We start from the raw sequence: 13,474 nt of genomic DNA, 5'->3' as shown, positions 1-13,474 counted from the left end.
CTCATCAGCGAATACCCTTTTATTTCTGGTTCATACCCGGACTAAATCCGTTCGGGCAGTCGTGCAATTTTACAAATCCTAACCCTTCACATATACTCCTTTTATGAAAACAAACGCTACCGTCAGGCTTCTTCTTCCGTACGGCCTGCTTTTAACCTTCCTCATCGGCCCGGCACTTGGGACAGGCTGGGCGCAGCGGGCAGCCCGGCAACTGGTTCGTGGCAAAGTCACCTCGGCCACCGACGGCACTCCCATTCCGGGCGTAAACGTTGTTTTGAAAGGAACACAGGTGGGCACCACCACAACGACCGATGGCAACTATTCCGTGGATGTCGACGGCAGCGAGCCGGTTCTGGTTTTTTCCTACATCGGTTTTAGTCCGCAGGAAATCCCGGTGGGCACGAAAAAGAACATTGACGTCCGTCTGGTGGAAAGCGTCGCTACCTTGCAGGAAGCCGTCGTGACGGCCCTCGGCATCAAGCGTGAAAAGCGATCCCTGGGGTATTCGGTGGGCAACATTGACAGCAAAGCTCTCACCGAAACCCCGCAGAATAACGTCCTGAACGCCCTTTCGGGGAAGGTGGCCGGGGTGCAGGTCTCGCAGATGGATGGCACAGCGGGGTCGTCGGTCAACATCATCATTCGGGGGGCCAACTCCCTCAACAATGATAATCAGCCGCTGTTTGTTATCGATGGGGTCCCTGTGGCCAACAAACTGAACAATGCTTTTGGTGGGGCCGATATGGGCAATCCGATTTCGGATATCAACCCCGCAGACATTGCCAACGTCTCGATTCTGAAAGGACCCAGCGCAGCTGCCCTCTATGGATCGCGGGCGGGCAATGGCGTTATTCTGATCACGACCAAATCGGGCAAGGGCGGTAAGAAAGGCATTGGCGTTTCATTGAACACCGCCGTGGTGCTGGAAATACCGTACCGGTATCTGCCCGTTCAGAACAAATTTGGGAACGGAAAAACGGGCGCGCATGTGCTCGAAGAAAGTGAGAACGAAAACTGGGGTCCGCAACTGGATGTGGGCGAGCAGTGGGTGCTCTGGAACAGCAACGGCCAGAAAGCTCCGCTGGTGTCGTATCCGAACCGGTTCAAGGATTTCTTCCAGACCGGAACCACCAATACCAATAACGTATCGGTAAACGGGAATTACGAGAAGGGTAATTTCCGGCTGTCGGTGGGTAACATGGCCAACCGGGGCATCATTCCGAATACCGATCTTTCGCGCCTGACCCTAGCGCTCAATACGACGTATAACCTGACCGACCGGCTGCGGGCGACGGCCAATTTTAACATTACCGAATCCGGGTCCAAAAACCGGCCCCTGATCGATGGCAGCCGCAACTCGCCCGTTCGGAGTCTGTATGAAACGGGCGCTCAGGTCAATATTCTGGATCTGAAGGACTATTGGCTTCCCGGTTCGGAAGGCATTCAGCAACGGAAATACAAGGACAAACAAAACAATCCCTATTTTCTGGTCAACGAAAATCCGACAAGCTTCAACCGCGACCGGACGGTGAGTAAAATTCAGTTGGATTACGACATTTCCGATGATTTTTCGCTCATGGGCCGCTACGCCCGGGATTCGTACGAAGAAATTCTGGAAGCCAAAAAAGCGTACAGCAACTTCGAGGCTCTGAAAGGAGCCTATCAGGTTGCCACCAACTACCGCAAGGAATCGAACATCGACCTGATTCTTTCGTACAAAAAAACGCTGAATGAAGCCTGGAACATTAATGCCATTGCCGGCGCTAACCGGCTGGATCAGAACTTCCGCTCCATCGACAATGCCACGTCGGAGCTAACGGTTCCGGGGCTGTATACCATTGGCAACGGGGCGCCGGGTACGGTGATTTACACCAGTTCGCTGGCGCGGAAAATCCTGTATGGGGTCTATGGCTCGACCTCGATCGGGTTTAAGGACCGGGTCTACCTGGACCTGACGGCGCGGAATGACTGGTCGAGCACCTTGCCGAAAGAAAACCGCTCCTACTTTTATCCGTCGGCTTCCTTGAGCGTCATTGTTTCGGAAATGCTGAAAATGCCGTCCTGGCTTACTTTTGCCAAAGTTCGGGCCGGATCAGCTCAGGTTGGGAACGACGTGGCGCCCTACAGCCTGCGCCAGACCTTCTCCACGGCACCCGACTGGGGTTCGGCCAAACGAATGTTCCAGGACGGTTTACTGCGGAATGCGACCCTGAAACCGGAAATTTCGACCTCGAATGAAGTGGGTGTTGACCTCAAGTTTTTCAACAACCGCCTGGGGCTGGAGGCCACGTATTATGAACGCCAAAACCGCAATCAGGTCCTGTCCATCGGCATTCCCATTGAATCGGGAGCCAGCAACAAGCTGATCAACGCCGGGATGGTGCAAAGCAAGGGCTTTGAAGTGGGAATCGTGACGACGCCGGTGGTGGCCGGAGATTTCCGCTGGGACCTCAACCTGACGCTAACCCGCAACCGCACGTACCTGAAAAAGCTGGCGGATGGCATCAAGTATTTTGCGTTCGACTCCTACAACGGAGCCGAAGTCCGGACCTACGAAGGAGGACAGATTGGCGACCTGTTTATGAGACCCATGCTCACCGTTAAAGACAAAGCGTCACCGTATTATGGCTACCCCATCCTCACCAGCGGGGGGCTCTACCAGACGGATAATGACGTGAACAACCTGGTGAAAATCGGGAATTTCAACCACGATTTTCTCCTGGGCATTCAGCCCACGTTTACCTACAAGTCGTTCAGCGTTTTTGCCAACATCGACTGGCGGCAGGGCGGATCGTTTTATTCCAATACGATGATGTTTTTGGGGAACAACGGCCAGTTGGAAGAAACCCTGTCGGGCGTTGCTTACGACAAAAACCGGAGCATCGAGGAGCAGATCAAAGAAAACCCCGGGGCTTTTCTGGGCAACTGGGTGGGGGGGCGCAACGCCGAATACGGCGGTTTTGCCTGGACGGGTGCCGAGGCTTCGGTCCGGAAGCAGGATGCCAGTTTTAACGTCGGTGTTCGGGAGGTGAAAGGGGCCGACGGCAAAACGACCTACGTCGAGAACCTAGGCGGTGCAACCACCAAATGGCTTGATCCGTTCAATGCCTACCGCTACGCCAACCGTCCTTTCCCGGATCGGAACCTGTATAGCGCCACCTATGTCAAACTTCGTGAAATTGCCGTGACGTATCATTTACCCAAATCGTTTGTCAACCGGCTAAGAATCCAGAATGCCTCGGTTTCGGTGGTTGGCAACAACCTGTTCGAATGGACGGCGGCCGGCATCGACGTCGATCCGGAGCGGGCATTCCGCCAGAACGGAGCCACCTGGTCGCAGGGCGTAGAATACTACAACGTCATGCCCTGGACCGGTTCACTTGGCTTTAAAGTAAACGTTGACTTTTAAATTCACCCAACCCGATGAACGCTGCAAAAACTATTCTGATCACGCTGATCGCTACGCTGGGTTTGGTAATGACTTCCTGCGAAAACCTGAACGAAGTCAATAAAAACCCCAATGCTGCCGAAGAAGTATCGTCCAATTACGTTCTGACGTACGTCCTGACCCGGTCGGCCCGGGTATATTATAACCTGGGTGCCGAAGGCTCGAAGATCGCCGGGGCCATGCAATACAACCAGGTCGGCACCGATCTGGACGCTGCGGCCGTCAACCAGTACGGCTGGGGTCAGGAGTCATGGAATGAGTATTACGACATTCTCCGGAACAACAAGATCATCTACGACAATGCCGTTCGCGACAACAACAACTTTTTCAAGGCGGTTTCCCTCACCATTCGTGCGTCGCTTTTCGGGCTGTTGACGGATTTGTACGGCGACATTCCGTATTCAGAAGCACTGAATGCCAAAACCGGGACGTTTTTCCCGAAATACGATCCGCAACTGGACGTCTACAAAGGCGTCTTGAAGGATTTACAGGAAGCCAATACGTTGTTGTCCGCACTAACGGCAAAAGACGCCATCAATGCGACCTCGGATGTGTTATACAAAGGTGATGCGGCTAAATGGAAAAAGTTTGCCAACTCCCTCCGCCTGCGGTATTGCCTGCGGGTTTCGAGTAAAAAAGCCGAGATGAGTGCCGCCGGGATCAACCTTGAAGAGGAGTTCAAAAATGCCGCGAGCGCCGTTTTTACCAGCAACGCGGACGATGCGCTGATCAACTTTCTGGGCACCAATGGCGAAAACTCGGCTCTGGGCGGTTTATTAAACAGCCCGAGTCCCAAGTATTTCATCAAGCCTTCCAGGACGTTTGTGAGCAAACTACTGTCCACGGGCGATCCACGGCTGGAGCGCTGGGCCCAGCCGGTGTTGAACAAATGGGATTCGCGCGTGAAGAAAACCGTTGACTCCACCGTAAAAAACCGCTTCGGCGACTCGTTTACCGTTAAATTCATTCCGGCCACGGCCAGCAGTGTCGATACCTCGCTCTACGTAGGGCTGCCCATCGGGCTGCCGGTGGTTCAGGCCATGGCCTACAACAAAGGAACCGATGCCGCCACCTACAACCCCGAGCGGAATCCGTATATCTCGTTTATCCACGATCGCTACCGGAAGAACACGGACCCCTACGTCAACATCAACTGGATGACGTACGCTGAAGTGGAATTCATTCTGGCCGAAGCGGCTTTGGCGGGAAATTTTGGGGTAGCGGGAACAGCGGAAGAGCATTATAAGAAAGGCATCAAAGCCTCCCTGGAAAAGGTAGCGGCTTTGGGCGCCACCGGGTTTGATTTCGAGAAGTTTTACGCGCAGCCCGGGGTGAGTTATGCAGCCGCGACCACGAAACTTGAACGGATTCTGGAGCAGAAATGGATTGCGGGCTGGCTTACCGTCCAGTCGTGGTTTGACTGGCGACGCACGGGCTACCCGAACCTGAAAACCGGTCCTGTAGCGCAATCGGGCGCGGCTCTGCCGATTCGTTTTATGTATCCGACTCCGAATCTGGACCCCAGCTACCTGGTCAATTACAACCAGGCTGTCAGTCGGCTCGAGACGTCGGCTTACATTCCGGCCGGGCAGAGCAAAGACCATCCATACGGCAAAATGTGGCTGTTGCAGGGAACTTCCAAGCCCTGGTAAGCGCTTTTCGTATTAAAAAAGCAGGCCATGCGAGATCACTCCGCATGGCCTGCTTTTTTATTCTATGTCGTGCTGAAAAGAATGCCTGATCCGGTGGTATCTACACCTGGACTTCCTCCGGTTCCTTCTTCTTTTCCGGAATCAGCCAGGAGGCCAGAATGCTAACGCCCAGAATGGTCAGAATGACGTACAGCGAGTAAACCGTCTCAAAACCGTGATCTTCCAGCCAACTGTGGAAGATCATTTTCAATCCGATGAACGTCAGCAGGGCCGCCAGACCGGTTTTCAGGAAACGGAACTGGCTCATGATGCTGGAGAGGAAGAAGAACATCGACCGCAGCCCCATGATGGCAAAAACATTGGAGAAAAAGACGATGTAAGGGTCTTTGGTGATCGAGAAAATGGCCGGAATGGAGTCGACGGCAAACACCAGATCGGTGAACGCGACCACGATGACGACAATGAACAGGGGCGTGACGAACAGCTTGCGGTCGGATTTCCGGCGGACAAAAAAGTGGTCGATGACGTTCCGGCGGTAAACGTTCATGTACTTGGCCGTGAGCTTGACCACCGGGTGGTTTTTTGGCTCCATCTGCTGGTCTTCATCTTTTTCGAAGAAGAGTTTAACGCCGGTATAAACCAGAAACGCCCCGAAAATGTAGATGATCCAGTCGAACCGTTGCAGCAGCGCCGAGCCGACGAAAATAAAAATAAACCGCAGGACGATGGCCCCCAGGATGCCCCAGACCAGAATCTTCTTGTAGAACTTCTGACGTACGCCGAACGACGCGAAAATCATGATGAAGACGAAAATATTATCAGCCGACAGGGAATACTCCACCAGATAACCGGTGATGTACTCCAGCGCCATGTTGTTCTGGAAAATGGCCAGACTCTGCTCGAAGTTGCCCGGAATCAGTTTGAGGTGATCAGCATACAGGCTGCGGACTTCTTCCAGCCGCGCCATGTCGGTGATGCCGTGAACGAGGTACCCGAAGTTTTTAATGAAAAAGTAGAAGCCAATCGACAACGCGACCCAAACCGCACTCCAGGTACCGGCTTCTTTAAAACTGACAATGTGGCTTTTCTGCTTCGTAAACGCCCCCAAATCGAAGGCCATCACCAGCAGAACAAAGAGCGCAAAGCAAACAAAAAATATGGTTTCGTAACTCATGAGTCGAAAACAATGAAATTTAGCGTATAACGAGTGTTTAAATAGAACTGTTTAATTGAATTTTGGCACAAAATTCGCCGGAAGATCGGTGAGTTGTAGAACCAAACAAATCGATTTGTGAAACTGATTGCAATATAGCTCTATTAAGTAACAGGTTATGATTTCGGTTGATTCCTTATTTTTGCAAATATGTATCATGATAAGAAAGTCGTAGTTGTATTACCGGCCTATCGGGCCGCCCTGACGCTGGAACGTACCTACCGTGAAATCCCGTTCGATATCGTTGATGAGGTCATTCTGGTCGATGACGCCAGTCCGGACAATACCGTCGATGAAGCAAACCGCCTGGGCATCCGGCATGTGATCCGGCACGAAAGAAACAAAGGCTACGGCGGCAATCAGAAATCCTGCTACCGCAAAGCGCTGGAGCTGAAGGCCGATATTGTTGTGATGTTACACCCTGATTATCAGTATACGCCCAAGCTGATTGTGGCGATGGTCAGCCTGATTGGCAATGATTTGTACCCGGTGGTGTTTGGCTCCCGAATTTTGGGGAAAGGGGCGTTGAAAGGCGGAATGCCGCTGTATAAGTACGTGGCCAACCGCTTCCTGACGCTGACGCAGAATGTGCTGATGAACCAGAAACTGTCGGAATACCACACCGGTTACCGGGCGTTTTCGGGCGAGGTGCTGCGCAGTCTGGATTTTACGCACAACTCCGACGACTTCATTTTTGACAATGAAATGATCGCGCAGATTTTTCAGAAAGGCTTCGAAATTGCCGAGGTAACCTGCCCGACGAAATACTTCAAGGAAGCATCATCGATCAATTTCCGGCGGAGCAGCATCTATGGTCTGGGCGTTTTGGCGGTGTCGATGCGCTACCGGCTTCACCGCTGGGGGCTTATGCGTTGGAAGGTATTGCAATAGATTCGGCCATTGCCTGCTCGGTGACCGGCAAAACCGCCGGTATAATTTCCAGAATCATCGACTCCAGGGTCAGGCCCGGCCCGAAAGCGCAACTCAGAATGTTGCCTGCCCCCGACTCCGGGCGCAGGTGATTGCGGATTTCTTTCAGCACAAACAGAACCGTCGCCGACGACATGTTGCCGTATTTTCGCAGCACCTCGTAGGCAAAGCGGTTTTCGTGCGGTTCAATGCCCAATTGCTGCTCAATCACTTCCAGAATTTTGCGTCCGCCGGGGTGCAGAGCGTAGTGGGTGATGTCTTCGATGGCCAGTCCGCTGTGTTCCAGCAAGCGGGAGAGTGCCTGGCCGATGCCCTGCCGGATCACCGCTGGCACGTCCGATGTCAGCGTCATTTCAAAACCGTAGTCGTTGATGATCCAGCCCATGTCGTTTTTTCCATCGGGTAATAAATCGCAGAAGAACGTCCGCATCCGGAAGGAAGGAACCGGTTTTTCCCGGTTGGGTCGACCTTCCACCAACACCGCAGCGGCTCCGTCGGCGAAGAGGGCGTTGGACAGCAGATGATCTTCGTCAGTTTTCTTCTGAAAATGAATCGTACACAATTCCAGGCAAACGATCAGCACGCAGGCCGACGGATCGGCGCGGACGAAGGCGTCGGCGGTTTTCAGCGCGTTGAAAGCACCGTAGCAACCCATAAAATTGATGGCCGTGCGTTGCGTGGTGGTGGGCAGGGCGAGGGCTTCGATCAAGTCAATGTCCAGCCCCGGCGCATACATACCCGTGCAACTCACCGTAATCAGGTGCGTGGGCTGAACGGTTCGTTTTTCGTCGCAATATAAATCCTGAATAGCGGCCACCGCCAGCGGGAGGGCTTCGTTGCGGTACAATTCCATCCGGGTTCCGACGGTCGGAAACGGTTCAAGATCAGGCGTATTCGGAAAAAATGTATATTCACCGGGCAAAGCGCCGTAGTCGGGCAGCACCGAATGCCGCTGGTCGATGCGGGTCAGTCGGTAGAGGGCCTGCAATTTTCGCCGGTTGTGTTCATCGAGCTGGAGAGCCTGCGCCATAAACGAAGCAATTTGCAACTGCGAGAAGCCGTATGGCGGAACGGCCGTGCCGATGGCGGTAATGTAGCTATCCATTTAGTCCTGTTCAGGGTTGCCGGAGCGATCCGGACTTTTCTATAACCAACGGTTCACTTGAATGTTAGACTTTCGATGATGAAAACTGTACCCTCTATCCTTCCTCTCCCGGTATGACCTTTCGGACCGTCTGGCTCCATTTGCGGGTGCCGTTTTCGTTTTTTCTATTGCCGGTTTTTCTCTTTGCGCTGAGTCAGTCGGAACAGCTTCATCGGGGTACGCTGGATTGGGGGCGGGTAGCCGTGATCGGGGCGGTTATTCACCTCCTGCTCTATCCGGCCAGCAATGCCTACAACAGTTATTTCGACAAAGACGAAGGCAGTATCGGTATTCTGGAAACGCCCCCGCCGGTCGATAAGACCCTGTTTTACGTCGCCTGGGCGCTGGACCTGCTGGCGTTGGTGATTGGCGTCTGGATCGGGTGGCCATTCGTGGCCTATTTACTCATTTACGGATTGATTTCCAAAGCGTATAGTCATCCAATTATTCGCTTAAAAAAGTACCCCATTGCCAGTTGGCTCGTGATCGGGTTGTTTCAGGGCGGTTTTACCTACCTGATGTCGCTTCAGGCCATCGATGGGCTGCCGATTCTGGAATTAGCAAAGCCCCGGCCTCTGCTGGCGGCTCTGCTCTGTACGCTGAACCTGCTGGCCATTTACCCGATCACGCAGGTGTATCAGCACGAGGAAGACGGTCGTCGGGGCGATTTGACGATGAGCCGTTTGCTGGGGGTTCGCGGTACCTTTCTGAATACGCTGATCTGGTTCACGCTGTCGCTGGCCGGTTTTTACGCGTATTTCCGGGGCGAGACGGTATTCTGGCTGTTCCCCGTGTGTTTGTTGCCGGGGGTGTTGTATTTTCTGTTCTGGGCAAACCGGGTTTTTCGGGACGAACGGCAGGCTGATTTTCGGTCGGCGATGACGATGACGCTGCTGGCGGGCACGGGACTGAATGTTTTCTTTCTTTTTTTGTTGGTTTTAACCGATTCATAATCAGAATATAAGTGGCGTTATGGGTGATCCTGCTAATTTTTTTTCAGGAAAGTACTTGCCAAACGGCGCAGACCCCTTATATTTGCATCCACAAAACGCCAACGTTCTGGCATAGAACGCGAAAGTAGCTCAGCTGGTAGAGCGCGACCTTGCCAAGGTCGAGGTCGCGGGTTCGAACCCCGTCTTTCGCTCAAAAGCACCCACCGCGGTGCTTTTTTTGTAGAATGTGGTTGCTACCACGCCGGGATGGCGGAATAGGTAGACGCGCAGGACTTAAAATCCTGTGAGCAGTAATGTTCGTGCGGGTTCGATTCCCGCTCCCGGTACGTTAAATGCCTTATAAGTTGCTGATATTAAGCCTCTTGTAAGGCATTTTGTTTTGCTGCTCTAACATCACTATTACCGGATGCTCCCACCTGGATTGAGACCACTAGGGACACGAACCGGGATGGTCTTATCAAAACCAGGATCTGTCAGGGCTTTTAAAAACGAAATGAGTTGCTCCTGCTCGAAGTCGCGCAAGGCAACTCGCTGTATTTTTACGTCCATTTGTTGAACCGGCACATGCGGATTTTGCGAAATAGGCTCACCAATATCGTCATAAAACTTAAGTACCTCCTGTAGAGTCTGAAACACCCCGCTATGCATATAGGGAGCCGTCAGTCCTACGTTTCGCAAGGAGGGAGTCCGAAACGCATAAGTTCCCCCCGCACCCGCGTCAGAACTTGTCAGTTGGGTATTGTCAGGCACCGACATCACGTGCAGTTGGTAGTCGGAAAACATCGGTCCCGAATGGCAAAGGGGACAACCCTCGTCCTTAAAGAGCTGCATCCCTTGAACTTGTTGGTCAGTAAGGGCCGCTTTATTGCCTTTCTGGTAGCGGTCGAAGGGGGAATTCATCGCAATTAAGGTACGTTCGAAAGCCGCAATGGCTTTGCTGATGTTGGCCGCAGTAATGGCTTTGCCGTTACCAAAGACGGTCTGAAACCGTTGTCGGTACTCCGCAATGGTTGTCAAACGCGCTACCAGACTGTCTAACGTAACGGCTTCACTAAAGGCATGACCGCGCATTTCCTCAAAGCCCAGGATTGGGCTGGTAACCTGATTCTCCAGACTTTGGATACGCGAATCCCAAAACATCGGCGCAGTCAATGGCTCATAAGTTCCGCTACCACCCATGCCATTGAAGGCCGCATTGAGTAGGGTTTGCGTATTTCGCTTTGTAAGAGGCACATCATTAGGCCGCAGAAACCGGCGGTTTTGCCCATAGCCCACGGCATTGGGACCCAGTGACAGGTCCAATCCATCGGTATAGGCATTGTTGGGGTGATGACAGGTAGCACAGGCTACGTCTTTCCCGCCTGACAGGATTGGGTCCCAAAACAGGAGCTGGCCAAGCGCAGCCGTATCATTGGTAAGTGGGTTACTGACTGGGCTGCTGGTTGTACCGGGGGAGGGACTGACTGAAGGACCTATGGCCGCGCTGCGATCATCTTTTGTACAGGCTTGGATAATGACGGTGAATAAACAAATAATCGTGAGCAGGGCTAGTATATTTTTGCGCATCGTTAAAGCGGATAAAACAGAGGCAACATATTTTTGATCTAGCTAAATCTATTTCCTTTGATTTACGCGAACTTCAATACCAAGTTACGCAAATTAAACGCCATTTCAGGTACGTTATCTTATTACGCATTTGCATGGTAACAAAAATGCCGAAGGTGAACGAAAAATTCATTGTCGGAAAAAAGTAAGGCTGTTTAAGGGAGACTTTACGGCAGTTTGCGGAACCTGGACAAAAACGGACTTTGGTATGGGGACCCAACACGATGATTCGCTTTGGGGATTTGATGTCGGTATGCATTTGCCGATTCCACTATCTGCGATGGATAACAAACCTAAATGCGTAAAAGTGGATAAAACTCCGGATATTAACAGTTTTGAATTGCATCCGGACCCTTGATCATAAAAAATAGATGAACTTGAAAAGAAGAGCTTTTATCAAAAATGCCGCTGGTGTGGTAACCTCGGCAATAGCGCTCCCCACCTTGATTCCCGCTTCGGCCCTGGGGAAGAACGGATTTGTCAGTCCGTCAGACCGGATCAATCTGGCATTTATCGGAGCGGGCAATCAGGCTGAGAATGACGTAAAAGGTTTCCTCCCCGACAAGCGGGTACAGGTAACCACCATTTGCGACCTCAACAAGAAAAGCACGGGGTATTGGGACGGACGGGTTGGCGGTCGTGAGTACATCATGGAGCTGGTCAATGATTTTTACAGCAAGGAGAACACCAAATCGTACAAATCAACCAAAGGATACCTTGATTTCAGAGAAGTCATCGATCGCAAAGACATCGATGCGGTGGCGGTGCTAACCCCGGACCACTGGCATTCCATCCCGGTGTTGATGGCGGCCCGGGCGGGCAAAGCAATGTACTGTCAAAAACCGCTGTCGCTTACGATCTCGGAAGGCCGGGCCATGAGTGATGCCGTCAAGAAATACGGGGTCGTTTTTCAAACCGGCAGTCAGCAACGATCGGGACCCGAGTTTCTGCGGGCCTGCGAATTGGTTCGGAATGGTCGAATCGGCAAATTGGAAAAAGTAGTTTGCGGCTTACCCGGAGGAACGCCTGATTTTGGTAAAACCGGCCATTTGACGGCTCCAACTGCCGTTCCGAAGGATTTTGACTACCAGACCTGGCTGGGTCCGGCCCCCGAGGCTCCGTACTGTCCGGCGCGAACCCACGTTAACTTTCGGTGGAATCTGGATTATTCGGGAGGTATGGTAACGGATTGGGGAGCGCACCACCTCGACATTGCCCAATGGGGAATCGGTACAGATCATACCGGCCCGGTGGAAATCAGAAACCCCAGCGCGAAGTGGTCGAACGATCCGGTCTGGAATACGGCGGTGGAATTCTATTTTGAGTGTATCTATAAAAACGGCGTTCAGTTAATTGTGGGGTCGGATGCATCCCGGGCACCCCGCGGCATTACGTTTCACGGTTCGGAAGGGAACATCTGGGTGTCGAGAGGCAGTTACAAGGTGACTCCTGAAAAAATCGACAGCACGGTAATTGGCGAGCAGGAAATCCACCTGTACAAAAGTGACAATCACTACCGCAACTTTATAGACTGTGTAATTTCCCGGCAACCGACCGCAGCTCCGGCGGAGATTGGCCATCGTTCGGTCACCCTTGCTCACCTCGGAAACATGGCCTTGCTGCTCAACCAGGATCTGAAATGGAACCCGGAAAAAGAGGAGTTTGTAGCGAATTTCGCTGCGAATCAATTGCGTTCCCGCGTCATGCGGGAACCGTGGGGAGCGCTCTACCGAAAATACAAAGTGTAAGCTATTTCCTTGACAACGCGGAACGAAAACGAAACCCGCCCTTTGATTCCACAGAAAATGAAATTTTCTTTTATCGGTCTATGTTGCGTTGCTTTTTTCGGTTCGTGGGAAAACGAAGCCCCAAAAAAAGCCCCTTCCCATTCGATTTCACTCAATAGTCTGAACGAATTCAATCCGGTAACGAGCAACTGGAAGCTGGCCAATGCGGTTCACTTCAGTCCGTCTTCGGATGAAAATAGCTTTGAACCGGGAAAAGGAATCGTTCTCGATTTGCCCGTTAAACCCGATACCGGGCATTTGTTTACGAAAATGCAGCATGGTGATATCGAACTGGAATTTGACTTTGTCATCGCCCGGAAGTCGAATTCAGGGGTCTACCTTCAGGGGCGTTACGAAGTTCAGATCTACGATAGCTGGGGCGTTGAGACGCCCGCTTTTTATGATTGCGGGGGAATCTACCAACGCTGGGATGAAAATCGAGTTGCTAAAAAAGGCTTTGAAGGCCAGGCTCCTGCTCGGAATGCCAGCAAAGCCCCGGGCGCGTGGCAGCATTTCAGGATCGTATTCCGGGCCCCTCGATTTGACAAAAATGGCCGAAAAACCGAGAATGCGCGATTCGTTAAAGTCGTGCTCAATGACGTCGTGGTCCACGAGAATGTCGAAGTGACCGGCCCCACCCGATCAGCGGCATTTAACGATGAGCGGCTCTTAGGTCCTCTGATGTTTCAGGGCGATCATGGACCCGTGGCCATCCGGAATATTCGATTCACCTTGATGTAAG

The 13,474-nt window shown here is 52.4% G+C and carries 9 protein-coding genes and 2 tRNA genes; 8 read left to right on the top strand and 3 right to left on the bottom strand.

All coding sequences use genetic code 11. The annotated features are described in order from the left end of the window. Positions 1 to 103: 103 nt before the first annotated feature. Positions 104 to 3,409 (top strand): SusC/RagA family TonB-linked outer membrane protein, encoded by a 3,306-nt coding sequence (locus F0P93_RS19340; RefSeq protein WP_150878868.1) that lies wholly within the window; start codon positions 104 to 106, stop codon positions 3,407 to 3,409. Between the two features lie 14 nt (positions 3,410 to 3,423). Beyond that, a complete protein-coding gene (locus F0P93_RS19335; RefSeq protein WP_150878866.1) occupies positions 3,424 to 5,100 on the top strand; it encodes a SusD/RagB family nutrient-binding outer membrane lipoprotein in 1,677 nt (558 codons plus the stop codon). A 100-nt stretch (positions 5,101 to 5,200) separates the two neighbouring features. Here the strand turns inward: F0P93_RS19335 and F0P93_RS19330 are convergent, their stop codons facing one another. Then, the gene (locus F0P93_RS19330) at positions 5,201 to 6,274 is read right to left on the bottom strand and encodes a TerC/Alx family metal homeostasis membrane protein (protein ID WP_150878864.1); all 1,074 of its coding nucleotides are present in this window, start codon (positions 6,272 to 6,274) and stop codon (positions 5,201 to 5,203) included. A 189-nt stretch (positions 6,275 to 6,463) separates the two neighbouring features. Here F0P93_RS19330 and F0P93_RS19325 point away from each other — a divergent pair, with 189 nt between their 5' ends. After that, a complete protein-coding gene (locus tag F0P93_RS19325) occupies positions 6,464 to 7,204 on the top strand; it encodes a glycosyltransferase family 2 protein (RefSeq protein WP_150878862.1) in 741 nt (246 codons plus the stop codon). Here F0P93_RS19325 and F0P93_RS19320 read toward each other — a convergent pair. After that, a complete protein-coding gene (locus tag F0P93_RS19320) occupies positions 7,179 to 8,348 on the bottom strand; it encodes a type III polyketide synthase (RefSeq protein WP_150878860.1) in 1,170 nt (389 codons plus the stop codon). The two genes, F0P93_RS19325 and F0P93_RS19320, sit on opposite strands and share 26 nt — an antisense overlap. A gap of 113 nt (positions 8,349 to 8,461) precedes the next feature. On the opposite strand from F0P93_RS19320, the gene F0P93_RS19315 reads away from it, so the two are divergent. The 3 genes from F0P93_RS19315 to F0P93_RS19305 all read left to right on the top strand — a co-directional run bounded on the left by F0P93_RS19315 (position 8,462) and on the right by F0P93_RS19305 (position 9,666). Continuing rightward, positions 8,462 to 9,340 carry a UbiA family prenyltransferase gene (locus tag F0P93_RS19315; protein WP_150878858.1) on the top strand — a complete coding sequence of 293 codons (879 nt, stop codon included), beginning with the start codon at positions 8,462 to 8,464 and terminating at the stop codon, positions 9,338 to 9,340. A gap of 118 nt (positions 9,341 to 9,458) precedes the next feature. Further along, positions 9,459 to 9,531 (top strand) — tRNA-Gly (locus F0P93_RS19310). Between the two features lie 49 nt (positions 9,532 to 9,580). Next, positions 9,581 to 9,666 (top strand) — tRNA-Leu (locus tag F0P93_RS19305). 73 nt (positions 9,667 to 9,739) lie between these two features. Here F0P93_RS19305 and F0P93_RS19300 read toward each other — a convergent pair. Beyond that, positions 9,740 to 10,906, bottom strand: coding sequence for a cytochrome-c peroxidase (locus F0P93_RS19300; protein ID WP_150878856.1), 1,167 nt, complete (start codon positions 10,904 to 10,906; stop codon positions 9,740 to 9,742). Between the two features lie 416 nt (positions 10,907 to 11,322). Here F0P93_RS19300 and F0P93_RS19295 point away from each other — a divergent pair, with 416 nt between their 5' ends. Both F0P93_RS19295 and F0P93_RS19290 read left to right on the top strand, forming a co-directional pair. Beyond that, positions 11,323 to 12,693 carry a Gfo/Idh/MocA family protein gene (locus tag F0P93_RS19295; protein WP_225309559.1) on the top strand — a complete coding sequence of 457 codons (1,371 nt, stop codon included), beginning with the start codon at positions 11,323 to 11,325 and terminating at the stop codon, positions 12,691 to 12,693. Between the two features lie 57 nt (positions 12,694 to 12,750). Then, positions 12,751 to 13,473: a 3-keto-disaccharide hydrolase gene (locus F0P93_RS19290; RefSeq protein WP_150878853.1), complete on the top strand. Its 723-nt coding sequence runs from the start codon at positions 12,751 to 12,753 to the stop codon at positions 13,471 to 13,473. Position 13,474 lies beyond the last annotated feature (1 nt).

Origin of the sequence: Larkinella humicola (genome assembly GCF_008727875.1) — a bacterium.
Taxonomy (GTDB): domain Bacteria; phylum Bacteroidota; class Bacteroidia; order Cytophagales; family Spirosomataceae; genus Larkinella; species Larkinella humicola.
Note: the sequence above shows the minus strand (reverse complement) of the source record. Positions and strands in the feature narration are given on the sequence as shown.